The sequence below is a fragment of the Pseudomonas frigoris genome, from assembly GCF_047758635.1.
GTDB lineage: Bacteria > Pseudomonadota > Gammaproteobacteria > Pseudomonadales > Pseudomonadaceae > Aquipseudomonas > Aquipseudomonas frigoris.
Genome location: NZ_CP180479.1, coordinates 5,041,849 through 5,066,162 on the forward strand (window position 1 = coordinate 5,041,849; position 24,314 = coordinate 5,066,162).

Below are 24,314 nucleotides of genomic sequence, written 5' to 3' on the forward strand. Positions count from 1 at the left end.
AGCAAGCCCGCTCCCACATTTGAAACGCATTCCCCTGTGGGAGCGGGCTTGCTCGCGAAGGCGGTGTGCCTGGCACACCGCGCCAGGGTCAAACCAGATGCAATGCGGTCAACAGCATGTCGATCGCCTTGATCCCCACAAACGGCACCACAATCCCGCCCAATCCATAGATCAACAGATTGCGTCGCAGCAACGCCGCCGCACTCGCCGCCTGCACGCGCACACCGCGCAATGCCAGCGGAATCAGCACCACAATGATCAAGGCGTTGAACACGATCGCCGAGAGAATCGCGCTCTGCGGACTGCTCAGGTGCATGACGTTGAGAACGCCCAGTTGCGGATAAATTGAGGCGAACAGCGCCGGCAGGATCGCGAAGTATTTGGCCACGTCGTTGGCGATGGAAAACGTCGTCAGCGCACCGCGGGTCACCAGCAATTCCTTGCCGATCTGCACCACGTCCAACAGCTTGGTCGGATCGCTGTCGAGGTCGACCATGTTCGCAGCTTCGCGCGCCGCTTGCGTCCCGTCGTTCATCGCCATGCCCACGTCCGCCTGGGCCAGGGCCGGGGCGTCGTTGGCGCCGTCGCCGCACATGGCGACCAGGCGACCGTCGTTCTGTTCATGACGAATGCGCGCCAGTTTTTTCTCCGGCGTGGCTTCGGCCAGCACGTCATCGACGCCCGCCTCGGCCGCAATCGCCGCAGCGGTCAGCGGGTTGTCGCCAGTCACCATGACGGTGCGGATGCCCAGTTTGCGCAGCTCGGCAAAACGCTCGCGGATGCCGGGTTTGACCACGTCTTTGAGGTGGATCGCGCCGAGTAATTTACCGTCGACGCAGACCAGCAACGGGGTGCCGCCGCTCTGGGCGATCTTGTCGATTTCCCGGGACAGAGGCGCGGCCAGATCGGCGCGTTTCAGGTCGACGAACGCCAGCAACGAATCCACCGCGCCTTTGCGATACACGCGGCCTTGATAGTCGACACCAGACAGACGCGTCTCGGCGCTGAACGGTACGGCGGTGAGCAACTCGGTGGCAGGCTCAGGTTGTGGCTGAGTGCTGCGCAGGTACTCGACGATGGATTTACCTTCAGCCGTGTCATCGGCCAGCGAGGCGAACAATGCACCCTCGGCGAGTTCCTTGGCGGTGACGCCAGGTGCTGCGTAAACCGCGGTGCAACGACGGTTACCGAAGGTGATGGTGCCGGTCTTGTCCAGCAGCAGGACGTGCACGTCCCCCGCCGCTTCCACGGCGCGACCGGATTTGGCGATCACATTCAGGCGCACCAGACGGTCCATCCCGGCGATACCGATGGCCGATAACAGACCGCCAATGGTGGTCGGAATCAGCGTGACCAATAACGCCACCAGGAACACCAGCGGCAGGCTGCCGTTGGCGAAGTGGGCGAACGGTTGCAGGGTGACGACCACCAACAGGAAGATCAGGGTCAGGCCGATCAGCAGGATGTCGAGCGCCACTTCGTTCGGGGTTTTCTGGCGTTTGGCGCCTTCGACCAAAGCGATCATGCGATCGAGTGTCGACTCGCCCGGGTTGGCGGTGATGCGCACCAGCAGCCAGTCGGACACCAGTCGGGTGTTGCCGGTAACGGCCGAACGGTCGCCGCCGGATTCGCGAATCACCGGCGCGGATTCACCGGTAATCGCCGCTTCGTTGACCGCTGCGATACCTTCGATCACCTCGCCGTCACCGGGGATCATTTCCCCCGCTTCAACGCGGACCACATCGCCCTTGCGCAGGCTGGTGGCCGGCACAACCTGAAAGGCGTCGTTGCTGGTTTTGCGCCGGGCACTCAGGCCTTCGCTACCGGCCTTGAGGCTGTCGGCGCGGGCCTTGCCGCGACCTTCGGCCAGTGCTTCGGCGAAGTTGGCAAACAGCACGGTGAACCACAACCACAAGGCGATTTGCGCGGCGACAAAAGTCGGCACGCTGCTGTCGGGAATGAAGCACAGCACGGTGGTCAGGATCGCGGTCAGTTCGACCACCAGCATCACCGGCGCACGCTGCAATTGTCGTGGGTCGAGCTTGACGAAGGCTTGCACCAGCGCCGGACGCCAGAGGGCCGAGATCGCGGTTTTCGGTTGTTCCGGCGCCTTGACGGCAGCGGCTTTAGTTGCGGGCATATTCATCATTAACTCCTTAGAAGCCCAGGCTCAGATGTTCAGCGATTGGACCCAGCGCCAATGTCGGCAGGAAGGTCAAACCACCCACCAGCAAAATGGTCACGGTCAGCAAGGTCACGAACAGCGGGCCGTGAGTCGGGAAGCTGTTCTGGCCGATCGGTGCGGTTTTCTTCATCGCCAGGCTACCGGCCAGAGCCAGTACCGGAAGGATGTAACCGAAGCGACCGATCAACATGCCAAGGCCCAGCATCAGGTTGTGGAACGCTGTGTTCGCCCCAAATCCAGCGAACGCCGAACCGTTGTTCGCACTGGCCGAGGTGTAGGCATAAAGCAACTGACTGAAACCGTGAGGACCGGGGTTGCTCACCGCCGCGACCGGGCCTGGCAGGCTGGCGGCAATCGCGCCGAGTACCAGCACACCGACCGGCATCACCAGCAAGGTCACCACCAACAGTTGCACTTCTTTGGCCTGGAGTTTCTTGCCAAGGTATTCCGGGGTGCGGCCGATCATCAGGCCGGCGAGGAACACCGCGATCAACACGTTCAGCAACATGCCGTAGAGCCCGGCACCGACGCCGCCGAAGATCACTTCGCCGACCATCATGTTGACCATCGCGACCATCCCGCTCAGCGGGTTGAGGCTGTCGTGCATGCCGTTGACCGAACCGTTGGACGCCGCCGTGGTGGTCACCGACCACAGCACCGTGGCGGTCGTGCCGAAGCGTGCTTCCTTGCCTTCCAGCGGCGCGGTCTGTTCGACGGCGACATTGTTCAGGGTCGGGTTCGGCTGGTATTCAGCCCACAGCGACGTCGCGCCGCCGATCAGGAACAGCGCCAGCATGCAGGCAATGATCGCGCGGCTCTGACGCAGGTCTTTCACGTAGTGGCCGAAGGTGAACACCAGCGCCACCGGGATCAGAATGATCGAGCCGACTTCGAACAGGTTGCTCCACGCCGTCGGGTTCTCGAACGGGTGCGCCGAGTTGACGCCGAAGAAGCCACCACCGTTGGTGCCCAGTTGCTTGATCGCAATCTGACTAGCAGCCGGGCCCAGCGGGATCACCTGATCGACGCCTTGCATCGTCACCGCATTCACGTAGTGCGCGAAGGTTTGCGGCACGCCCTGCCAGACCAGATACAGCGCCAGCAGCAGGCACAACGGCAGCAAGCCGTAGAGGGTAGCGCGGGTCATGTCGACCCAGAAGTTGCCGAGGGTCTTGCTCGACTTGCGGCCGATCCCGCGACACAGGGCTACCAACACGGCGAGGCCGGTGGCGGCGCTGACGAAGTTTTGCACGGTGAGGCCGACCATCTGACTCAGGTAGCTCAGGGTCGCTTCGCCGCTGTAGGACTGCCAGTTGGTATTGGTCATGAAGCTGACGGCAGTATTGAACGCTTGCGTCCACTCCTGACCCGGCAGGTTTTGCGGGTTCAGCGGCAAGTAATCCTGAAACAGCAGGATCGCGAACAACAGCAAAAAGCCAGCGAGGTTGAAGGCGAGCAAGGCCAGGGTGTATTTCTGCCAGCTCTGTTCGGCCTGCGGATCAACGCCGGCCACCCGATAACATCCACGCTCTACCGGGCCGAGGATCGGTGTCAGCCAGGTGCGCTGGCCTTCCATCACCTTGTAATAGAAGCGCCCCAGAAACGGTGCCGGGATCAGCACCAGGGCGAAGAAGGCGAGGATCAGCCAATAGTCATAACTGTGCATAGCCGCTCCTAGTTCCGGTCCGCGCGCAACAGCGCAACCAACAGATAAATGAACAGCCCCACTGCCAGTAGCAGTGACACCCCGTCCAGAACGCTCATGGAAGTTCTCCGTGTTACGGCGTATTGCCGCGTGTGGAGTCATTGTCGGAAGGAAGGCTGTAAAGGAACGAGATCGAGGGTGTTGGCTGTGCATAAAGAAAGCGTAAAGAGTGGGTTTATGGCTTCGTTACAGCTTGGTTTTGTGGCGTCTGGACTGGCCTCATCGCGAGCAAGCTCGCTCCCACATTTGGAATGCGTTGGTCGTGACGACGCTGTCCATTGTGGGAGCGAGCTTGCTCGCGATGGCGGCATAACAGACACCATTGCCCCCAACTGGCGCACAAAAAACAGTCATTCGGGGGCAAACATCCCCGATACGACGCCTTTCTGCACTTTACGACCGCCATCACAACACTGGCACGCCCACTGCAAACGTCCTCCCCCGAGCTTTCCAAACCGTTCAGGGAGCAACGCATGAACACACAACTCAAACCCACGCTGGGCACGCTGCACCTGTGGGGCATTGCGGTCGGGCTGGTGATTTCCGGTGAATACTTCGGCTGGAGTTACGGCTGGGGCGTGGCGGGCACACTCGGTTTTCTGGTGACGTCCTTCATGGTCGCAACCATGTACACCTGCTTCATCTTCAGTTTCACCGAGCTGACCACCGCGATTCCTCACGCTGGTGGTCCCTTTGCCTACAGCCGCCGCGCCTTTGGCGAGAAAGGCGGATTGATCGCGGGGCTGGCGACACTGATTGAATTTGTCTTCGCCCCGCCGGCCATTGCCTTGGCCATCGGTGCCTACCTCAACGTGCAATTCCCCGCACTCGACCCAAAACACGCAGCGGTCGGTGCCTACATCGTGTTCATGGGCCTGAACATCCTCGGGGTGAAACTGGCCGCAACCTTCGAATTGGTGGTCTGCGTTCTCGCAGTGGCCGAACTGTTGGTGTTCATGGGCGTGGTCGCCCCGGCGTTCAGCTTCAGTAACTTCGCGCTGAACGGCTGGGCCGGTTCCGATGTGTTCGGCGCGCCGGCGATTGCCGGGATGTTCGCGGCGATTCCCTTCGCCATCTGGTTTTTCCTGGCCATCGAAGGCGCCGCCATGGCCGCCGAAGAAGCCAAGGATCCGAAACGCACCATTCCGAAGGCCTACATCAGCGGCATTCTGACGTTGGTATTGCTGGCAATGGGTGTGATGTTCTTTGCCGGCGGCGTCGGTGACTGGCGCACCTTGTCGAACATCAACGACCCGCTGCCGCAAGCGATGAAAACCGTGGTTGGCGAAAGTTCGGGCTGGTTGCACATGCTGGTGTGGATTGGCCTGTTCGGCCTGGTGGCGAGTTTCCACGGAATCATCCTCGGCTACTCGCGGCAGTTCTTCGCCCTCGCCCGGGCCGGTTACCTGCCGACGTCTCTGGCCAAGTTGTCGCGCTTTCAGACCCCGCACCGGGCAATCATCGCCGGGGGCGTGATCGGCATTGCCGCGATTTATAGCGATGGTTTGATCTACCTGGGCGGCATGACGCTGACGGCGGCGATGATCACGATGGCGGTCTTCGGGGCGATCGTGATGTACATCATGAGCATGCTCAGCCTGTTCAAACTGCGCAAAACCGAACCGAATCTGGAGCGCACCTTTCGCGCGCCGTGCTATCCGTTGGTGCCGTTCATTGCGCTGGTACTGGCGGTGGTCTGCCTGGTGGCAATGGCCTGGTTCAACACGTTGATCGGGGTGATTTTCCTGGGCTTCATGGCGGTGGGGTTCGTGTACTTCATGCTCACGGCGCAGTTGCGCGCGGATGCGCCGGCGGACGCGATGCTCACCGGCTTATAAAGACGCGATCCGCGTAGGAGCTGCCGAAGGCTGCGATCTTTTGATTTTTAGTGCTCGTAATGACGCCAAAATCAAAAGATCGCAGCCTTCGGCAGCTCCTACGGGGTATGTGCAAGATGTAACAGGCATAGAATGGAACCACTGCGAAAATTAATCGCTCAAAGTGGTATGCACGATCGGTTGGCGAAACCCGCCAATCGGCCTGCCCTCAAGGAGAGCCCTATGCCCTGGTATGCCTGGTTGATTCTGGTCGTTGCAATCGGCTCGATCGTTGGTGGTTTGATGATGTTGCGTGACACCGCCAACAAGGTCGAACTGACCGAGGAGCAACGCAAACGCGTCGCTGAACGCAACGCGGAAGCGGACGCCAAGGATGCGCAGGACCGCTAAAACAAACATCGCCAGACGGCTCACCTGTAGCAGCTGGCGAAGCCTGCGTTCGGCTGCGCAGCAGTCGTAAAATCAGTGAACGCGGTATGTCAGTTAGACCGCGTGCATCGAATTTACGACTGCTTCGCAGCCGAACGCAGGCTTCGCCAGCTGCTACAGGTAGGTGTGTTTTTCGGTTATTCCCAATCGGCCTTGGCGATGTGCAGGCCATGCAGCCCTTTGTATGCCGCGCGTTCAGGCTGGCTCCAGCCCTCAAGCAACGAATCCTCCAACCGATAAATCTCCACCCCGAGCGGGCGACACACGCTTAGTGGGTCCTGCGCATTCGGCCCCCACATGGCCAGCGACAGATCGCCGCCCGGGCAGGTCGAGAGCGCACACAGCAGATCGATTTCGGCAAAAAACTCCAGGTAATCGCCCTTCTGCGCCGGACAGGCTTTCATGAAATACATGTCGTCGTGGTTCAGGCCCGTGCACTGAAAAATGTTCAGCACGTCATGCACGTCGAATTCGGTCAGGCCATGAGGCAGCACTGCGCGGGTAAGGTTCGAGTGGCAGTGATGGTGAAAGTCTTCGCCGGTGAGCATTTTGTTCACATAAGGGTCGCAACGGGTGCCGAGCAAATCGTGCAAGCGACCGCCATGTTCGTCGATCCCGTAACCGGCCAGGCTGTCATCGGTGATGGTCACCAGCGGCCGCAGAAAAGGCAGGTTCGACCAGAGCCGGTCATGGGTGCTGACGTGTGCGCCCTGTAACTGCCGGGTCCGTGCCGCCCACAAACGCTCCCGTGGATCGTTGGCATTCCAGACGTTGAAATCCCCGACTTGCGGCCCGACGGGTGTGGTCACGCGAAACACATGCCCGGCCGGCACTTTCCAGGCGCGGCCGGTGCGGATTGGCACCTCGAATGCCTCGATCAGCGTGCGCCCGTCCTTCTTGTCGCGGATCCGTTCGTAGAAGGCTTTGTCCACCTGCAAGGCGGAACCTTTGCTGACTTGATAGGCCGCCGGATAGTCTTTGTACATGGCACGAATCCTCGATCAGTGATGGGAAACTGGAGCAAGCATTTGCAACAGGAGGTGTTCGGAATCGTCGAGATACAGGCTCATGGCGTCTTCGGCCGCGCGTTTGTCGCCCTCGGCCAACAACTCATGAATCTGCCGGTCGCGCGCCAGCCAGGGCGCCTGAAAACGTGATTCATCGGGGGCGGTGCAGAACACCAGGCGCAATTGCGCGACGACGTTGGTGAAGAACTCGTCGAACAGTGGACTGCGCAGCAATCCGACGATGTGTTGATGAAAGGCCAGGCTGTGGGTGCCGACGGCGCGCCAGTCTTCGCGCTCCCGGGCAAACTCGGTGGCTTCCAGGGCTTCGAGCATCCGGTCGGATTGATAGTCGCGCAGCGGCTGACTTGCGCTGATGGCCTGCAGCTCCAGGGTGCGCCTGACCTTGAACAGATCCCGCACGTCCTCGACCCCAAGCCTGCGCACCATCACGCCTTTGTTGCGCACATAACGGGTCAGACCTTCCTGCCCCAAGCGATGCAATGCCTCGCGAATAGTATTGCGGGAGGCGTTGTAGGCAGACACCAGATCGTTTTCCACCAACGCCATGCCGGGCAGCAACCGGCCGCCAATGATGTCGGCGCGCAACTCAAGTGTGATGTGGTCGGCCAGGGACAGTCCGCTGTTCATACTCATTGCCTCGTGATTGTTCAACAATCGTAAGTTAATGAGTAATCACTATTCGTGCCAGATCATTCTAAACAGCAGGACGGAGTTGGACTCATCTGCATGCTTTTTAGAAGTAGAAGTACAATCACCATCCCATTTTCATTGGTTAATATGGCGCATTGTTGCGGAGATACCCGATGCGTTACTCGCAGGACCATAAAGCCCAGACCCACCAACGCATCATCAAGGAAGCGTCAGCGCGCTTTCGCCGCGATGGCATTGGCGCGACAGGTCTGCAACCGCTGATGAAAGCACTGGGCCTGACTCACGGTGGTTTCTACTCGCATTTCAAGTCCAAGGACGAACTGGTGGAAAAGGCTTTGCAAGCCGCGGGCGAGCAGGTCGATGTGATTTGCGCCGAGCTCTTCGCTCAAGATCGTCCGCTGGAAGCGTTCATCGACGCCTATTTGTCCGAATGGCACCAGACCTCACCCGATGAAGGCTGCCCGTTGCCGACCATGTCATCGGAACTCGGCCTGCGCGGGCAGCAAAGCCCGACCACTGACGTGGTGCTCAACGCACGGCTCGAACAAGTGCAAGGCACTCTTGAAGACGAGGACGCCGCCGACCAAAGCATCGTCATCATGTCGACACTGGTCGGGGCTTTACTGCTGTCACGCAGTGTCGAGAATCCCGAGCTGGCTCAGCGGATTCTCGACGTGACTCGCGCCTATCTCAAACAGTCCCGGGACTAACCCTCCCAGCGCTTGAACAGCACGCTGGCATTCACCCCACCAAACCCGAAGCCGTTGGACAGCGCGTATTCGATAGCCATCGGCCGCGCCTGACCGTGGACGATGTCCACGCCTTGGGCGGCGGGATCCGGGTTATCGAAGTTGAGGGTAGCCGGCACGACCTGATCGCGAATCGCCAACAACGTGAAGATCGCCTCGATACCGCCCGCTGCACCGAGCAAATGCCCGGTGGCCGATTTGGTCGATGTCACGGCGATTTTGTTATCCGTGCCGAACAACGCCTTGATGGCCGCCAACTCTCCCAAGTCCCCGACGGGGGTCGAGGTTGCGTGAGCATTGAGATGCTGCACCTGCGCCGCCGAAATGCCTGCCTGGGCCAATGCCAGCGACATCGCCCGTCGCGCACCGCTGCCATCCTCGGGACCCGCCGTCAGGTGATAGGCATCGGCACTGGTGCCGTAACCGACCAATTCCGCCAGCGGTTGAGCGCCGCGGGCCAGGGCATGCTCCAGGGATTCAATCACCAGAAGGCCAGCGCCCTCGCCCATCACAAAGCCGTCGCGATCACTATCGAACGGCCGGGAAGCACGCTCCGGGGTTTCGTTGAAACCGCTGGACAAGGCACGCGCCGCCGCGAACCCGGCAAGACTGACCCGATCGATCGCCGCCTCCGCGCCGCCGCACACGGCAATGTCCGCTTCGCCGCAACGGATCAGTCGCGCCGCATCACCAATCGCCTGCACCCCGGCCGCGCAAGCTGTCACCGGAGCACCCAACGGACCCTTGAAACCGTGCTGGATCGACACATGACCCGCGGCGAGGTTGACCAGAAATGAAGGAATGGTGAACGGCGACAGGCGTCGCGGCCCACGGCTGTCCGTGGTGCGCACCGCATCCGCTATCGCACCGAAACCACCCACGCCGGAACCGATAATGGTTGCCGTACGCTCCTGGGCATTGGCGTCCGCCGCTTGCCAACCGGCCTGTTCCAGCGCCTGACGCGCCGCTTCCATGGCGAACAGAATAAAGCGGTCCATCTTCTTCTGCTCTTTGGGCGCCGTCGCCCGGTCCGGGTCAAAACCCGCCTCGGGATCGTCAGCCAGCGTCGGCACTGCACCCCCGACCTTGGCCGGCAAATCGGCAACCACCTCATCCGGCAAATTGCGCAACCCGGAACGTCCGGCCAACAGACGCGACCAGACGGCTTCGACGCCAGAACCCAATGGCGACACCAGGCCCATGCCCGTTACAACCACTCGACGATCACTCATACCGCAAATACCTCAAGCCGATTCATGACGCCTCACGTGTAACGCGCGGCGGCCTTACTTTTGGAAAGATTCGGCGCCATTACATGACGCGCCGCAATGAAGGCATCCCAGTCGGCCGCATCCGGCAACGAAGGAATGGTGATCAACTCACCCTGGTCCAGACCCGACAACGCGGCATCGACCATTTCATCGGCTTCCATGACCATATCCGCCGGAATCTGGGTCGCGTCGATACCGGAGCGCTCCCAGATTTCGGTGCGTGTTACGCCTGGCAACACGGCCTGGACCTTGACCCCTGTGCCATCCAGTTCAGCGTTCAACGACTGCGTCAGACTTAACACATAAGCCTTGCTGGCGCTGTAAGCCGCGTTGAAGCGCTCGGGAAACAACGCCACCACTGACCCGATATTGATGATCGTTCCCCGACCCGCCTTGGCAAAACTGGCGGCCGCTGCCGAAGCCAACCGCGTGACCGTTGTCACGTTCAGTTGAATCAAACGCTCCAGCTGATCCATGTCGGCATTGGCCAACAAACCATCCGTTGCAACCCCGGCGTTGTTCAGTAACAGGCTGATACTCGAATCACTGCGAAGACGCTGTTCAAGCTTCAGCACCTCATCCTTTTGCGTCAGATCCGCCTTGAGCACCTCGACCTGAACGCCATGCTCGGCGCGCAACTTGCTCGCCGCAGCGTCCAGCCGCTCTTGATCACGGGCAACCAATAACAGATCAAAACCACGCGCCGCCAACCGCTCGGCGTAAATCGCACCGATACCGGAAGAAGCACCGGTGACGAGGGCCGTACCTTGAGACTGGACAGAGTTCATGACTGTGCTCCTGGGAGATGCCTAAGGGAAAGACAAGCGCCTGAGGCTCAGAACGCTTGGCGGAAACCAGTTTATTATAGGCATAATCTTAGCTGTATATGATAGCCGTAATTTTTCTCATATCGACGAAAGGCGCACCATTACAGCGTTCCCCAGAAAGCAAAAAGGCCGATCAATGACCGGCCCCTGGCGCTGACGTATAAGCTTAGTTCACCTCAAGCTTCTCGCGATTCTTATCCAGAATCGCTTTACCGATTCCCTTCACTTCGAGCAATTCGTCCACGGACGCAAACGGCCCATTACTCTCACGATAAGTAACAATCGCCTTGGCCTTGGCCTCGCCTACACCGGACAACTCGCGCTGAAGGGTTGGCGCATCGGCCTGATTCAGATCGACCTTGCCGGACTGTGCCTTGGGAGAAACTTCCAGCACCAGGGGTGCATTGCCAGCCTCGGGTTTTACCGCCGGCACAGCAATGGCAGCAATAGAGGCGCTGGTGAGCAGGGCAAAAACCAGAGAGTAGAAATAGCCAGTACGCATAAATGACGCTCCATGACATCGATTGAGAAAGCAGCTTTTCCGAAGCTGCCTCCCAAACTTAGGCGATGTCTGGAGCCTGTCAAAAATGTGTCCGTTACAGGATGTGAAACAATCAGGGTTCGAGGCGACGTTGCTGGTAGATCCAGTCAACGATATCGCCATCAGGGGTGTAGCCGCTGACGGTTTCGCGCAGGATCTGGCGGACGCGAGCGTAATCGTCATGATCAACGGCAATCAGCAACTCCCTCAAACGGCCCTTGAGCACATCCCAGGGCAGATGATCTTCGTTGGCCGTCATGATCATCGGATGTTGCGTCGCTGCCACGTTGTCGCCGATCAGCAACTCCTCGTAAAGCTTTTCACCGGGACGCAGCCCGGTGAATTCGATGGAGATGTCGCCTTGCAGATTTTTCTCCGAACGCACACTCAAGCCCGACAGGTGAATCATCTTCTCCGCCAGCTCGACAATCTTCACCGGCTCGCCCATGTCCAGGACAAACACATCACCGCCCTGCCCCATGGAACCCGCCTGGATCACCAGTTGCGCGGCCTCAGGGATAGTCATGAAATAGCGAGTGATTTTCGGGTGCGTGACCGTCAACGGGCCACCCGATTTGATCTGGCAGTGGAACAGCGGGATCACTGAACCGGAAGAACCCAACACATTGCCAAAGCGCACCATGGTGAAACGGGTCTTGTTGACCCGAGACACATTGGCATTATCGCCGAACAACACCGGGGCAATTTCACGACTGAGGGCTTGAAGGGTCAACTCGGCCAAACGCTTGGTGCTGCCCATGATATTAGTGGGACGTACGGCCTTATCGGTGGAGATCAGCACAAAGTTGGACACACCCGACTGCAACACAGCCTGAGCGGTGTTGAGCGTGCCAATGACGTTGTTCAGCACGCCTTCGGCAATGTTGCGCTCGACCATCGGGACGTGTTTATAAGCGGCAGCGTGGTAGACGGTGTCCACACCCCAGGTCTTCATCACATCCAGAAGTTTGTCCTGGTGGCGGATGGAACCGAGAATTGGCAACAATTTGACCGAAACCGACTTACGACAAGCGCGCGGCTCCAGTTCCGAGAGGATGCTGTATAGATTGAATTCGCTGTGTTCGAACAACAGAAGCGTCGTTGGGCCAAGCGAGAAGATCTGCCGGCAACGCTCTGCGCCGATCGATCCGCCAGCGCCTGTGACCATCACTGTCTTGCCTTTGATACAGCGCTCGAGCAAATCCGGTTGTGCAGGCACCGAATCGCGTCCCAGAAGGTCGGCGATATCCACTTCCTGGATGTCTTCGACCTTTACCCGGCCACTGGCTAGATCGGTGAAGTTGGGTACGCTTCAGATGTGAAGCGGAAAACGCTCCAGAATAGTGAGAATTTCCTGACGTCGTGCGCGGGTTGATGACGGTAGTGCCAGGAGGATTTCCTGAGCGCCGGTTACGTCTATCATCTGTTGGATGTGTTTGGGTTTGTAGACTTGCAACCCGGTAATCGAACGATCCGCGATGCTCGGATCATCATCGATAAAAGCCACGGGACGCAAGACTCGGCCCATGCGAAGTGCTGCAACCAGCTGATTGCCGGCTACGCCTGCACCGTAGATGGCGACTTTGGTGAGGCCATCATCCCGGTTGGCGAACGGTACATGCTGCGCGGCGGTGAACCAGTCGCCCATGAAATATTGACGCATGCACAGGCGCAGACCGCCGATGATGACAAGGCTTAGCCACCAGTAGTTAAAGACTATTGAGCGGAATAAAGGACTCTGCAATGAAAAATACTCACCGTCTATGGTTATGCCATAAGGTCTATCCGGGTGCGTCTCATTGGCACTGGATCCATGACGACAAGCCCTCTCTATGGTAACGTGCCCCGCAAAACTCAGTGTGGATGGTTGGCTAGCCATCACAGGAGCAACTATATCGCCTCCAGCGGCCTCCATCGACCTAACAAACTGATTTGTTAGTCCAGCATTCAAGGACAGTTCTTGTGACCCTCCCCCTCGTGGTTGACCTCGACGGAACGTTGTTGCGTTCGGACCTATTAGTAGAAACCGGCATGGCATTTATCCGTCGCCATCCATTTCAGCTCTATAAAACGGTAGGCTGGCTGGCGCAAGGTAAAACTGTGCTGAAGTCGCAACTGGCTTCTGCAACCGATATAGATGTTAATGTTTTACCTTACAACCCAGCCGTGCTGGAGTTGATAAAAATTGCAAAAAACGAAAATCGACTCATCGTACTTGCCACCGCCAGCCATTACACTCTGGCCGAGAAAATTGCAGAGTACCTGCAACTTTTTGATCTTGTACTGGCGACCAATGAAGAACGCAATCTGACAGCAGAGTCCAAGCGGGATTTATTGATTGAACACTTTGGCGAGTCCGGGTTCGACTATGTAGGTAATTCTCATGACGACATCCCGGTATGGTCGGCAGCAAGACATGCTTATGTGGTTGAGCCTGAACGAGGCGTTTTGCGTAAAGCACAAGCGATGGGCAACGTTAAACAAACGCTTCTGTCGAGTGTAGTACCTTTAAAAAGCTGGGTTTCTGCAATCAGGATCCACCAATGGATGAAGAACGCCCTGATTTTCGTCCCACTTCTTGCGGCGCACCAAGTAATGAATCCAATGATGGTTCGGCAGGGAATACTTGCGTTCCTGTTATTCGGATTGTGTGCATCCAGTGTTTACATTCTGAATGACCTTCTGGATTTGGCGGATGATCGCCATCATCATTCAAGAAAATGTAGAGCCTTTGCCTCTGGTGACCTGTCGATCATAACCGGAATTGTGGCGTTCCCGCTCTTGTTGTGTGCTGCCTTCGCCGGCGCCGCGTTATTTCTACCCTGGCAGTTCTCGGCAGTGCTACTGGCGTATTACGCACTGACACTTGTCTACTCACTTGATCTAAAGCGCCGCATGTCTATTGACGTCATTGCCCTTGCAGCTCTGTATACATTGAGGATCATAGCCGGTGCGGCAGCGTTCCAGCTTCAGCTAACCTTTTGGATGCTGGCTTTCTCGATGTTTATGTTTTTAAGCTTGGCACTGGTCAAACGCTACGCAGAGCTGCGTGATGCCAGAGTAAAAGGAAAAAAAGAGAAAACCCGGGGGCGCGGTTATTACCCCGGTGACCTCGAAATGATTTCTTCTTTAGGGGCATCCTCCGGATACCTCGCCGTGATGGTGCTGGCGCTCTACATACATGACCAGGCGACCATCGCTCTCTACTCAAGCCCCCAGATCATCTGGCTGGCGTGTCCCCTGCTGCTATTTTGGATCACACGTGTCTGGATGCTGACACACCGGGGTCTAATCCATGAGGACCCCGTTGTATTCGCAATTCGTGACCGGGTCAGTCTAATAGTCGGCGCATTATTTTGTGTTGTTTTTTGGGCAGCAGCATGACTTCAGATCTTTACTCATGGGGCCGATATCCAAAACATGCACAGACAGCCACGCCATGCAGCTGGAGATCCGAACTACAGGGCGTTCTGACAAGCTTGCGGGACACTTACGAAGAAACCTTACCATACGGAAATGGCCGTAGTTATGGCGACAGTTGCTTGGCGACCAGTGATCAGGTGATTCAAACACGCTTGATGGATCGATTCATAAAGGCTGACTGGCAGACAGGCCGCATTATCGTTGAAGCTGGGGTAACACTGGCGCAGATTCTGGATATTGCCATCCCCAACGGCTGGTTCCTGCCCGTTACTCCCGGCACTCAATTCGTGACGGTTGGCGGTGCCATTGCCAATGATGTCCATGGCAAAAACCACCACCGACGTGGCACTTTCGGTAACCATGTCACGCGTTTCGGGCTACTGCGAAGCGATAAGGGTGCACTGGTTTGCTCCTCATATGAAAATCCCAAGTTGTATTCGGCAACCATCGGCGGGCTTGGCCTCACGGGTATCATCACGTGGGGCGAAATCAACTTGATCTCTATAAATTCCAGTGCTATCGACAGTACAAAAGTGCGTTTCAGCAACCTGAAAGAGTTCTTTTTATTGTCGGAAGAGCTTGATCATCAACACGAATACAGCGTCGCCTGGATTGATTGCCTGGCGAAAGGAAGTGATGTTGGGAGAGGCGTTTTCATTGCGGGCGACCATGCACCCTATGGCGAGCTGACGCTCACCAAAAAATCAAAACTCAACGTCCCCTTTGCGCCATTTATATCTCCGATCACCCCACACACGCTAAAGTGTTTTAACAACATGTACTGGCACGCACAGCCCGCTGAAAGAACGCGTAAAAATGTTCACTACGAGCCCTTCTTCTATCCCTTGGACGGAATTCTTAACTGGAACCGAATTTATGGCTCCAAAGGATTCCAGCAATTCCAGTGCGTCATACCCGATACGCATGCAGAAGCGACAGTCCATGAACTGCTCAGCGCCATCGCGAAAGCAGGTCAAGGCTCATTTCTGGCCGTCTTGAAACGCTGCGGGGAAATGCCTTCTCCAGGATTGCTGTCTTTTCCAATGCCCGGCACTTCTTTGGCACTCGACTTTTCACAACACGCTGGACTGGAGTCAGGTTTGTTTCGCCGACTTGATATCATCGTCGCGGAGTCAGGGGGCAGGCTCTATCCAGCCAAAGACGCTCATATGAGTGGTGAACATTTTAGAAGCTTCTATCCTGCGTGGGAAAAAGTGGAAGCATTACGCGACCCAGCCCTCAAATCCCGATTTTGGAAAAGAGTAACGTCATGAAGCGAATACTAATAATTGGCGCTACGTCCGCCATCGCCGCAGCGTGCGCCCGGCTCTGGGCAAAAGACGGCGCTGAGTTTTTTCTGGTAGGACGTAATACCGAAAAACTTGAACAGGTTTCCAACGACCTGAAAGTTCATGGCGCAACAGCAGTGAGTTCTTACCGTCTGGACGCCACTGATATCGCGGCACACTCAGTGATGATGAAAAACTGTTTGACCACGCTGAAACAGATTGATATCGCACTCATTGCCCATGGCACACTGCCTGATCAAAAAGCGTGTGAAAACGACGTTAATCTAGCGCTGCAAGAGCTGTCCAACAACGCTATTTCTGTCATCGCGTTACTCACGTTGCTGGGCAATCAATTTGAAATTCAAAGACATGGCTCATTGGCGGTCATTTCTTCGGTAGCTGGCGACAGGGGCCGACCCTCCAACTATTTATACGGCACAGCAAAAGCTGCCGTTTCCACATTCTGCGAGGGTTTGCGCGCAAGACTATTCAAAGTCGGCGTTTCGGTGACTACCATCAAACCCGGTTTTGTTCAAACACCTATGACCAAGGGGCTCAAACTGCCTCCCCTGCTGATAGCACAACCTGAAAAGGTAGCACTTAGCATTGTCAAAGCGGTGCAAAATAAAACCAACACGCTGTACACCCCAACATTCTGGGCACTGATAATGCTTATTATCAAACATTTACCAAACTTTATATTCAAGCGGATAAATCTATAGTCAGATTTACTGCAAGTGATAAAACTGTATACATCCAGCTTCATCGATAACAGGGCTCTTCAATGTCAGCTTTAAATACCCTAGGCAATCTGCTTCAAAGGCATTTATTACTAATTGCCCTAGTCATTGTCATTCTGTTGAACCTGTACTACCTGAAGACGTACCCTATCAATATTGCTGCCTTTGACTATCCAAATTATGCTCAGATGATTTTCTCCAGTGTATCCAATCTTATCCACGCCAGTGGATATACTTTGGCCGCACGCTTCGCACTGGATTTTGCTGGCGTACCCAACGGAGTAGACATCTATAATTTTAAATGGTTGCGACACTTACAGCACATTCATTTTTACGTCCACTTGTTCGCCATCGCAATTAGCACATTCATGTGCAATAAAGTATTTGGTAAAATCTCAGCCACACTTATGTGCCTAGCGTGGGGTGGCAGTCTGTTTTTCATGGGCGGGGTCAATTCCATCGGACCGGACTGGCTACAAGGAGACTTTCTTGCCATCGCACTGCTGACCGCTCTCTGGGCGTTCGATGTAAAAAATGATGCAAAAATAATTTTGTATATACTGTCCGCAGTTATTCTTACGGTTGCCTACCTTGTAAAGTTCAATTCCTTGGTAATCGCCCCTGTCATTGCGATGTTAGTAATTTTTGACAGCAAGGACTGGACTTGGAAAATCGCGACAGCCATCGTCACCCTATCGGCGAGCACCACAATTATATTTGTATTTGTCGAAACCTTTCACTACCCGACGACCAATTCACGGCAACTGAGTTACGATCATGCTTGGGTTCTAATTGACGCAATACCAAACAACTACATCACTCAGGAACCAAACAAGCTGGGAATCAACAGTTTGAGGTGGCGGGCCCTTGGCGCAATTTTACCACCGGAATATTTCAGGGCTGCAGCCTATCAAGACGTTGATTGGGGCGCACCAAAAGAAGTAAGAGCCCCCTACCTCGCACAATATAATTATCTGATGAACGCATCGCGCTCGGAGTTGATTGATTTCACGACCAAGCATCCCCTGCCTGAAACATTTAATATTCATGTTTCGGCCATTCCCGGTTATTACTATATCGGGCTTCCGCAAACAGACGCCCTAGGTATAGCCGTGTATAAAGAATCGGTGCTGGCGATACCCGCCGCCTACATCGCGAAATTAATCACGGGGTGGTTAGCTTTTTTCATCGAAAAACCATTCCAACTCACACCTTTAAAATCAAATAGCTTGGATCTGCTTATTGGTGACAATATTCAAGCAGATGGCAGCGTTAAACTGACCCCCCCTCCGGGCCGTATACCTCAACACTTGCTGTACTGGAATCCTGCCGAGAAAGCACAACACCAAGGCATGGCGTTTTTTGGTTGGATGAATTTTCTGACTCCGCCACCTTGGGTCTATGCCTTGCTGGCGTTCGTCTCATGTATCGCTATATCTAAAACACAAAACATCAGAAAAGCCTTCCAGGCAAGCTTGTTAGTCTTGTCTACAGCATTACTGGTTAGTTCTTCGTTGATGCTACTGACTGTTCGATCCAAGGAAATGCTTGCACTGTTGCCCATAGTAAGTATCTTTCTCAGTTTTGGTTTTTCTAGCTGCATCAATTACTGCCTGAAACGAAGATCCAACTTAAGTATGCTGGGCTTAAATGGAGAGCCAAAATGAAAATAATTCTTCCAGGCGGAGCAGGTTTGGTCGGGCAAAATTTGGTGGCACGTTTAAAAAGCCGCGGATACACTGACATCGTGGTGCTCGACAAACACCGAACGAACCTCGCCATATTAAAGTCTGTTCACCCAGAACTGACTATTGAGTATGCGGACCTTTCAAAAAAAGGTAGTTGGAGCGAACACTTTGTTGGCTCGGCAGTGGTCGTCATGCTACAAGCTCAAATCGGTGGCAATATCTATCAAGAATTCGTACAAAACAATGTGATTTCAACACGCCTAATACTGGACTTGATAAAGGCCAATCCGAACATGCACCTTGTTCACATTAGCTCGTCTGTACTGGAATCTAAAGCCGACGACTTCTATACGCAAACAAAGCGTGAACAAGAGGAGTTGGTATTAGCCAGCAATATTTCCTGCCCGATTCTTCGACCAACCCTTATGTATGGCTGGTTTGACCGCAAGCACCTCGGCTGGCTTGCCCGCTTCATGAAAAAAACGCCAGTGTACCCAATCCCCGGCGACGGTAAGTTTATGCGCCAGCCTCTTTACGCCGGTGATTTCTCCAACATCATTATCAGTTGTATCGAGCAGCAAAAAAAACAAGGTATTTTCAATATTTCCGGACATGAAAAAATTGATTACATTGATATCATCCGCGAAATAAAACGAGTGACTCACTCGAAAACAAAAATCGTGAAAATACCCTATACACTTTTTTATGCCTTGCTTTGGATGTGGGCACTCTTTGATAAAAACCCGCCCTTTACAACGCAACAGTTAGCGGCCCTGAGTACAAAAGATGAGTTTGAAGTCATCGACTGGCCTTCAATCTTTGGGGTTCCCTACACCCCCTTTGCCATCGCCATAGACGAAACATTTAATCATCCAACCTATAGCAATATTGTGCTGGAATTTTAATGATGGGACAGCGAATCGCCGTATTAGGCGCAGGACCAATGGGATTGGCAGTTGCTTATCAACTGGCCAAAGACGGGCACACTCCTATTTTGTTCGAAGCGGACGATCGTATCGGGGGGATGACTGCGTCTTTCGATTTTTCGGGTCTGACCATAGAACGCTATTATCATTTCCATTGCATCTCTGACAGCGATTTTCTGACCATTCTGGACGAACTTGACCTGGCTGAAAAAATGCGCTGGGTTGAAACAAAAATGGGTTACTGGTACCAAGACCGGCTGCAGTCCTGGGGAAATCCGGCAGCACTGCTGAAGTTTAAAGGGCTCAGTTTTCAGGCCAAATTCCGCTACGGACTGTTTGCATTCCTGTGCACCAAACGTAATGACTGGAAGCCTTTGAACTCTGTCGAAGCCACCGGTTGGATTCGAAAATGGGTGGGGGCTGAAGCTTGGGAAGTACTTTGGCGCCGCTTGTTTGATTACAAATTCTATGAGTACAGCGACAATTTATCCGCTGCCTGGATCTGGAGTCGAATCCGCCGTATCGGAAGATCGCGTTACAGCTTGTTCAAGGAAAAACTTGGTTATCTTGAGGGTGGCTCTCAGACGCTTCTTGATGCATTGAAAGCCAGTATCGAAGCACACGGCGGTGAGATTAAACTGAAATCCCCAGTCGAACGAGTCGTCATTGAAAACGGTATGATTCAGGGCTTGAACGTGGCAGGGGAGTTTTTGAAGTTCGATAAGGTAATCAGTACCGTACCGTTGCCCTACGTACCAAAATTGATACCGGACTTGCCTGAAGACGTTCAGAACCGCTTTAAATCACTGAAAAATATCGCTGTCGTTTGCGTAATCGTCAAGTTAAAAAAGCCGCTGACCGAAAATTTTTGGCTCAACACCAACGACCCGGAGATGGACATTCCCGGGTTAGTGGAATACAGCAACTTGAGACCGCTGGATCAACACATCGTTTACATTCCTTTCTACCTACCCGGCGAGCACCCTAAGTTTCAAGACTCGGACGAAACCTTTTTCGAAAAGGTTCGCCATTACTTGAAGAAAATAAATCCAGAGTTACAAGCTGAAGACATCGTTGAATTACACGCCAGCCGTTACCGCTATGCTCAGCCGATCTGCGACCCGGAATATCTGGACAAGCTTCCCTCTGTATCGCTGCCCGTTAAAGGGTTATGGGTTGCCGACACCTCCTACTACTATCCTGAGGATCGAGGTATTTCGGAAAGTATCGGTTTTGGCAGAAAATTAGCGAAACAGGCGAGCCAATGATCAGGTATCTATTCACTAAGCAGTTTGTAGGTTTTGCGGCAGCCGGCGGGTTCGCCGCATTCCTGAATTGGCTTTCGCGAATAATATTCAGTCTCTGGATGCCGTTCTCATGGGCAATCGTGCTTGCCTACGTAGTGGGAATGGCAACAGCATTTTCGTTAAATCGGATGTTCATTTTCAAAAAATCGGAAAAGTCAGTCATCGAGCAAGCAAAAGGCTTTGTTTTTATGAACCTGCTGTCATTTCCGATTGTTTGGTTTTCCGCGATAAAAATAAATGAGGGCCTGCAGGCACTCGGCTACCACGCCTATACTGAATCAATTGCCCACGCAATAGCGGTTACGCTGCCGACTATCACAACTTTCCTTTTCTATAAAATATTCGCGTTTAGAGATATTCCGGGAAGTCGATAAAACGTGTGCGCGGCGGCTCAGGCCGCGCGCATTCATCCCAAGTTACTAGACTCACGTCCTCATCTAATATCCTTCTTTATCATGGAACGTGCTCAAGAAGCGTAAGCACTCCATGAAGCCCACATTCCAAGTCGAAATCTGATGCTCGAAGCTGTGCTCCCGAACTCTTTCTGGAGCCAGCACCTCATGATGTGCCCCGATGCAAAAGTCGAAAAAGTGTACCTCTACCCCAAGCCCGTGGACTTCCGAAAGTCTATCGATGGCCTGGCTGCGCTGGTCGAGCTGGATATTAAAGTCGCCGTGTTCGACCCCGTGCTTTTTGTTTTTCTGAATCGCCACCGTAATCGAGTGAAATCCTCTACTGGGAGCGCAACGGCTTTTGCCGACCGTTTGTTCGGTCGCAAGTCCGAACAGACCGTTGAACCCAATACGCCGCAACTGGCACTGTTCAACGAGCCTGAAAGCGAGCCGATGACTCTGGTCGGCGACGCCGACGAAGAGGTTGTCGCTCCGACTCCACGTCGCGGCAAACGCAAGCCACTGTCGGCTGATCTTCCGCGTATCGAAGTCATCCACGAACTGCCCGAACACGAACTGACCTGTGCCTGCGGTTGCCGCAAACATGTGATCAGCGAAGAAACCAGCGAGCAGCTGGACATCGTGCCGATGCAAATCCGCGCCATCAAACATGTCCGCAAGGTCTATGGCTGCCGTGGTTGTGAAACGGCTCCGGTCACTGCGGACATACCGGCTCAGTTGATCGAAAAGAGCATGGCCAGCCCAAGCGTGCTGGCGATGTTGCTGACCACCAAGTATGTCGACGGCCTGCCGTTGCATCGTTTCGAGACGGTGTTAAGCCGACACGGTATCGATATACCGAGGCAAACACTGGCGCGCTGGGTGATCCAGTGCAGCGAACACTTTCAACCACTGCTGAACCTGATGCGCGACCGATTACTGGAAAGCCCAAACCCGCGTCCAGGTACTTAAAGAGCCAATCCTGGCCCAGCTGAAAAGCTGGCTGGAAAAAACACAGCCGCAGGTCACTTCGCAAAGCGCACTGGGCAAGGCCGTTAATTATCTGGCCAGCAACTGGAGCCGGCTGGAGCGTTACGTGGAGGCTGGTTTTTTACCGATCGACAACAACAGAGCCGAGCGCGCAATAAAACCGTTTGTCATAGGGCGCAAGGCATGGCGGTTCAGCGATACGCCCAAAGGCGCCACCGCCAGTGCTCAGATTTACAGCTTGGTCGAGACGGCCAAGGTCAACGGCCAAGAGCCCTATACGTGGCAGCGCCACGTACTTGAGCGGTTGCCGCATGCATCCACGGTAGAAGACTACGAAGCGTTGTTGCCGTGGAACTGCTCACCGGAAATGCCAAGGTAAACCAAGGCCTCACCTTGCGGTAGGTGGGGTTTATGGATCAGTTACGAAGAAGCTGATCCATAAACCGGGCATTATGAAACCCTGGGGGGTTTTAGGATCGTCAGGCGTCTGCGCTGTCGCGGCAGACCCTGTAGCTCTTCATAGGTGACCTGAGTGACTGTTACATCATAAATACATACACTTGCTCAAGCCCCTGAATTGAGCTTCTCACCCACAACAGGATTGAACGCCAAATCGGCATCAACACCATTCGATACAGACCTGACTTTATTTTTTGGCTTGAATTTGAGAACCCTTTTCTCTATCAAATGCCAAGAGCCGTATCCCAAAATCAGAGTAATGACCACTGTAACAACAAGGTAGGTTGAATAGGCAATGCCAGGGAATTTTAGCAAAACAAACTGCTGAACCGGAAAAGCATAGATATAAACACCGTAAGAGCAGTCACCCACTTTATTAACCAAGCTTCCCAACCAACTTCTGGAAAGTCCATATGCCAAGACGACATACGGTAACGTAAGCCATAGCAGGGGCTTCGAAATCGATGAATACGGTGCCAGAAGAAGGGTCATCATCACCATGACAGCTACGCCGGAGAGACTGAACCACCGTTCGAGCCCCCACTTCGCATAACATGCCCCAATCATGAAATAGATGCCTATCAACGGAATGTTTCTTACATCAGTACCGTAAACCACCAGCAAAGGCGCATCTCGCCAGCACCAAAAAACCACAAGCAGCGCAAACAATGCTGTGGCAATTGCGTATACAAGACGACCGCCATTGAATAGAAGCCCAAGCGCCACGACTACCAAATACATGAAAAACTCGATAGGCAAGCTCCATAAAGAACCATTGAGCACGCTGGCAACTCTGGCGTGCTCCAGCACGCCCGGCAAATAAAATACCGGACTTAAAATTATATTCTTCAAATACATAATAAATGCCAGATTTGAGAAATACTGCTTGACTGTCAAAGTGGAAAAAATGGGACCAAGCAAAAACGAAGTTACCACGACAACAACAATCAGGGCTGGAAATATTCGCAGCGATCGCTTAACTAAAAAACTAATGACCGAAGGATCAAAACTCCAACTTTTTGCAATCAAGTAACCACTAATGATAAAAAATATCGCAATCCCGAGCCCGCCATAGGAATCAAGTCCAATAAAGATCTCCGGGGAATTGCCGTAAATATCGAATGAATGAGCATATAGCACCATCAGCGCGGCAACCAACCGTAACAAGTTCAAGTTATTATCCTTGTGCAGCATGTATTTCCGCCTGATTTTAATTAAAAATGATAAGAAATTTCTATTCTTCCAACAGCTCATTGGCCGCGTAGGGCAATAGGCCGGCGCTTCGTCAGGCCTGGGCAAATGTCTTCGCTGCAGGTCTGGATCACACGTATTCCCGTGCCGTCATTGATGACGCGGTGAGGATCATACAACGCCAATTGGTCCTCTTGCAGCTCAATCAGCCAATGCACCGTCCAACTGCGAGCTGGAGCGCGCTGCTACTCTGAAGGCGCTTGTGCTGCTGCCTCTGCCAAGACGTCGTTGCGATAAAGCGTGTCGGGGAGGTCAGGAGCGTAGGAGTTCCTGAGCCTTGGACCGCTCGTCGCCTGTCGTTTCGGATCCGGCAGGTCTCGGTATTGCGAGTTTCGAGGAGCTCACACTATCGTGGCACAGGTCGCGCCCGGCACTGCTGAGAGACGCCGTCGTTTATTCGTATGCAATCCACGAAGTACACCTACCGCCAGATGTGCTTCCCGTTTACCGTGACATGTCCGGTGAGCAGTTCCACGGCAACAACGTCTCGTAGTCGACCACCGTGCGCATGCGGCAATTGCTCCAGTGGCGCAGCCACGCATTGGAGCGTCTGCCACAAGCCTCGAGCGTAGAAGACTTCGAGGCCTTGCTGCCGCGGAACTACACGCCGCAAATTCCAAGATAG

The 24,314-nt window shown here is 54.5% G+C and carries 19 protein-coding genes and 3 pseudogenes; 12 read left to right on the forward strand and 10 right to left on the reverse strand.

The window, feature by feature from the left end; all coding sequences use genetic code 11:
- Nucleotides 1-88: 88 nt before the first annotated feature.
- The 3 genes from kdpB to kdpF are packed head-to-tail and all read right to left on the reverse strand — an operon-like array spanning nt 89 to nt 3,949.
- Nucleotides 89-2,146: a potassium-transporting ATPase subunit KdpB gene (gene kdpB / locus ACMXYH_RS23175; protein ID WP_415765083.1), complete on the reverse strand. Its 2,058-nt coding sequence runs from the start codon at nt 2,144-2,146 to the stop codon at nt 89-91.
- A 10-nt stretch (nt 2,147-2,156) separates the two neighbouring features.
- Nucleotides 2,157-3,851 (reverse strand): potassium-transporting ATPase subunit KdpA, encoded by a 1,695-nt coding sequence (gene kdpA / locus ACMXYH_RS23180; protein WP_415765085.1) that lies wholly within the window; start codon nt 3,849-3,851, stop codon nt 2,157-2,159.
- A gap of 8 nt (nt 3,852-3,859) precedes the next feature.
- Nucleotides 3,860-3,949 (reverse strand): K(+)-transporting ATPase subunit F, encoded by a 90-nt coding sequence (kdpF, locus tag ACMXYH_RS23185; protein ID WP_007899818.1) that lies wholly within the window; start codon nt 3,947-3,949, stop codon nt 3,860-3,862.
- A 414-nt stretch (nt 3,950-4,363) separates the two neighbouring features.
- Here kdpF and eat point away from each other — a divergent pair, with 414 nt between their 5' ends.
- On the forward strand, nt 4,364-5,728 hold the full coding sequence (gene eat / locus ACMXYH_RS23190) for an ethanolamine permease (protein ID WP_415765086.1): 1,365 nt from the start codon (nt 4,364-4,366) through the stop codon (nt 5,726-5,728).
- A gap of 222 nt (nt 5,729-5,950) precedes the next feature.
- Nucleotides 5,951-6,118 (forward strand): DUF2897 family protein, encoded by a 168-nt coding sequence (locus ACMXYH_RS23195; RefSeq protein ID WP_010461642.1) that lies wholly within the window; start codon nt 5,951-5,953, stop codon nt 6,116-6,118.
- 176 nt (nt 6,119-6,294) lie between these two features.
- On the opposite strand, the gene ACMXYH_RS23200 is transcribed toward ACMXYH_RS23195, so the two are convergent.
- The gene (locus ACMXYH_RS23200) at nt 6,295-7,143 is read right to left on the reverse strand and encodes an urea carboxylase-associated family protein (protein WP_415765087.1); all 849 of its coding nucleotides are present in this window, start codon (nt 7,141-7,143) and stop codon (nt 6,295-6,297) included.
- A 15-nt stretch (nt 7,144-7,158) separates the two neighbouring features.
- Nucleotides 7,159-7,812 (reverse strand): GntR family transcriptional regulator, encoded by a 654-nt coding sequence (locus tag ACMXYH_RS23205; protein ID WP_415765088.1) that lies wholly within the window; start codon nt 7,810-7,812, stop codon nt 7,159-7,161.
- A 176-nt stretch (nt 7,813-7,988) separates the two neighbouring features.
- Between ACMXYH_RS23205 and ACMXYH_RS23210 the strand changes: the two genes are divergently transcribed.
- Entirely contained in the window at nt 7,989-8,546 is a 558-nt protein-coding gene (locus tag ACMXYH_RS23210) for a TetR/AcrR family transcriptional regulator (protein ID WP_283190321.1), read from the forward strand.
- Here ACMXYH_RS23210 and fabF read toward each other — a convergent pair.
- The 4 genes and pseudogenes from fabF to ACMXYH_RS23230 all read right to left on the reverse strand — a co-directional run.
- A complete protein-coding gene (gene fabF / locus ACMXYH_RS23215) occupies nt 8,543-9,817 on the reverse strand; it encodes a beta-ketoacyl-ACP synthase II (RefSeq protein WP_415765089.1) in 1,275 nt (424 codons plus the stop codon). The two genes, ACMXYH_RS23210 and fabF, sit on opposite strands and share 4 nt — an antisense overlap.
- A 32-nt stretch (nt 9,818-9,849) precedes the next feature.
- Complete coding sequence (locus tag ACMXYH_RS23220; protein ID WP_415765090.1) at nt 9,850-10,644, reverse strand: SDR family NAD(P)-dependent oxidoreductase; 795 nt, start codon at nt 10,642-10,644, stop codon at nt 9,850-9,852.
- Between the two features lie 205 nt (nt 10,645-10,849).
- On the reverse strand, nt 10,850-11,185 hold the full coding sequence (locus tag ACMXYH_RS23225; protein ID WP_415765091.1) for a ComEA family DNA-binding protein: 336 nt from the start codon (nt 11,183-11,185) through the stop codon (nt 10,850-10,852).
- 112 nt (nt 11,186-11,297) lie between these two features.
- Nucleotides 11,298-12,950: pseudogene (locus ACMXYH_RS23230) on the reverse strand (polysaccharide biosynthesis protein); the annotation flags it as partial.
- A 236-nt stretch (nt 12,951-13,186) separates the two neighbouring features.
- On the opposite strand from ACMXYH_RS23230, the gene ACMXYH_RS23235 reads away from it, so the two are divergent.
- The 9 genes and pseudogenes from ACMXYH_RS23235 (at nt 13,187) to ACMXYH_RS23275 (ending at nt 22,358) form a co-directional block, all read left to right on the forward strand.
- Entirely contained in the window at nt 13,187-14,608 is a 1,422-nt protein-coding gene (locus tag ACMXYH_RS23235; protein WP_415765092.1) for a UbiA family prenyltransferase, read from the forward strand.
- Entirely contained in the window at nt 14,605-15,921 is a 1,317-nt protein-coding gene (locus ACMXYH_RS23240) for an FAD-binding oxidoreductase (protein WP_415765093.1), read from the forward strand. Before ACMXYH_RS23235 ends, ACMXYH_RS23240 begins: the two co-directional genes overlap by 4 nt.
- The gene (locus ACMXYH_RS23245) at nt 15,918-16,658 is read left to right on the forward strand and encodes an SDR family oxidoreductase (RefSeq protein WP_415765094.1); all 741 of its coding nucleotides are present in this window, start codon (nt 15,918-15,920) and stop codon (nt 16,656-16,658) included. The genes ACMXYH_RS23240 and ACMXYH_RS23245 overlap by 4 nt, the downstream gene beginning before the upstream one ends.
- A gap of 62 nt (nt 16,659-16,720) precedes the next feature.
- Nucleotides 16,721-18,343 carry a hypothetical protein gene (locus tag ACMXYH_RS23250; protein WP_415765095.1) on the forward strand — a complete coding sequence of 541 codons (1,623 nt, stop codon included), beginning with the start codon at nt 16,721-16,723 and terminating at the stop codon, nt 18,341-18,343.
- Nucleotides 18,340-19,269, forward strand: coding sequence for an NAD-dependent epimerase/dehydratase family protein (locus tag ACMXYH_RS23255; protein WP_095130239.1), 930 nt, complete (start codon nt 18,340-18,342; stop codon nt 19,267-19,269). Before ACMXYH_RS23250 ends, ACMXYH_RS23255 begins: the two co-directional genes overlap by 4 nt.
- Nucleotides 19,269-20,558: an NAD(P)/FAD-dependent oxidoreductase gene (locus tag ACMXYH_RS23260; RefSeq protein WP_415765096.1), complete on the forward strand. Its 1,290-nt coding sequence runs from the start codon at nt 19,269-19,271 to the stop codon at nt 20,556-20,558. The genes ACMXYH_RS23255 and ACMXYH_RS23260 overlap by 1 nt, the downstream gene beginning before the upstream one ends.
- On the forward strand, nt 20,555-20,971 hold the full coding sequence (locus ACMXYH_RS23265) for a GtrA family protein (protein WP_140679891.1): 417 nt from the start codon (nt 20,555-20,557) through the stop codon (nt 20,969-20,971). The genes ACMXYH_RS23260 and ACMXYH_RS23265 overlap by 4 nt, the downstream gene beginning before the upstream one ends.
- Nucleotides 20,972-21,160: 189 nt before the next feature.
- A pseudogene (tnpB, locus tag ACMXYH_RS23270) lies at nt 21,161-21,265 on the forward strand (IS66 family insertion sequence element accessory protein TnpB); the annotation flags it as partial.
- A gap of 33 nt (nt 21,266-21,298) precedes the next feature.
- Nucleotides 21,299-22,358, forward strand: a pseudogene (locus ACMXYH_RS23275) (IS66 family transposase).
- A 185-nt stretch (nt 22,359-22,543) separates the two neighbouring features.
- Here ACMXYH_RS23275 and ACMXYH_RS23280 read toward each other — a convergent pair.
- Nucleotides 22,544-23,632, reverse strand: a complete 1,089-nt coding sequence (locus ACMXYH_RS23280) for an acyltransferase family protein (protein ID WP_415765097.1) — start codon at nt 23,630-23,632, stop codon at nt 22,544-22,546.
- Nucleotides 23,633-24,314: the final 682 nt, after the last annotated feature.

Excerpts from the sequence above, each read along its gene's own strand:
- kdpA (WP_415765085.1), bottom strand. The coding sequence starts at position 3,851 with ATGCACAGTTATGACTATTGGCTGATCCTCGCCTTCTTCGCCCTGGTG.
- ACMXYH_RS23280 (WP_415765097.1), bottom strand. The coding sequence starts at position 23,632 with ATGCTGCACAAGGATAATAACTTGAACTTGTTACGGTTGGTTGCCGCG.
- ACMXYH_RS23225 (WP_415765091.1), bottom strand. The coding sequence starts at position 11,185 with ATGCGTACTGGCTATTTCTACTCTCTGGTTTTTGCCCTGCTCACCAGC.
- ACMXYH_RS23250 (WP_415765095.1), top strand. The coding sequence starts at position 16,721 with ATGTCAGCTTTAAATACCCTAGGCAATCTGCTTCAAAGGCATTTATTA.
- kdpB (WP_415765083.1), bottom strand. The coding sequence starts at position 2,146 with ATGAATATGCCCGCAACTAAAGCCGCTGCCGTCAAGGCGCCGGAACAA.
- ACMXYH_RS23240 (WP_415765093.1), top strand. The coding sequence starts at position 14,605 with ATGACTTCAGATCTTTACTCATGGGGCCGATATCCAAAACATGCACAG.
- ACMXYH_RS23205 (WP_415765088.1), bottom strand. The coding sequence starts at position 7,812 with ATGAACAGCGGACTGTCCCTGGCCGACCACATCACACTTGAGTTGCGC.
- ACMXYH_RS23245 (WP_415765094.1), top strand. The coding sequence starts at position 15,918 with ATGAAGCGAATACTAATAATTGGCGCTACGTCCGCCATCGCCGCAGCG.
- ACMXYH_RS23265 (WP_140679891.1), top strand. The coding sequence starts at position 20,555 with ATGATCAGGTATCTATTCACTAAGCAGTTTGTAGGTTTTGCGGCAGCC.
- ACMXYH_RS23255 (WP_095130239.1), top strand. The coding sequence starts at position 18,340 with ATGAAAATAATTCTTCCAGGCGGAGCAGGTTTGGTCGGGCAAAATTTG.
- ACMXYH_RS23210 (WP_283190321.1), top strand. The coding sequence starts at position 7,989 with ATGCGTTACTCGCAGGACCATAAAGCCCAGACCCACCAACGCATCATC.
- ACMXYH_RS23200 (WP_415765087.1), bottom strand. The coding sequence starts at position 7,143 with ATGTACAAAGACTATCCGGCGGCCTATCAAGTCAGCAAAGGTTCCGCC.
- ACMXYH_RS23260 (WP_415765096.1), top strand. The coding sequence starts at position 19,269 with ATGATGGGACAGCGAATCGCCGTATTAGGCGCAGGACCAATGGGATTG.
- eat (WP_415765086.1), top strand. The coding sequence starts at position 4,364 with ATGAACACACAACTCAAACCCACGCTGGGCACGCTGCACCTGTGGGGC.
- ACMXYH_RS23195 (WP_010461642.1), top strand. The coding sequence starts at position 5,951 with ATGCCCTGGTATGCCTGGTTGATTCTGGTCGTTGCAATCGGCTCGATC.
- fabF (WP_415765089.1), bottom strand. The coding sequence starts at position 9,817 with ATGAGTGATCGTCGAGTGGTTGTAACGGGCATGGGCCTGGTGTCGCCA.
- kdpF (WP_007899818.1), bottom strand. The coding sequence starts at position 3,949 with ATGAGCGTTCTGGACGGGGTGTCACTGCTACTGGCAGTGGGGCTGTTC.
- ACMXYH_RS23220 (WP_415765090.1), bottom strand. The coding sequence starts at position 10,644 with ATGAACTCTGTCCAGTCTCAAGGTACGGCCCTCGTCACCGGTGCTTCT.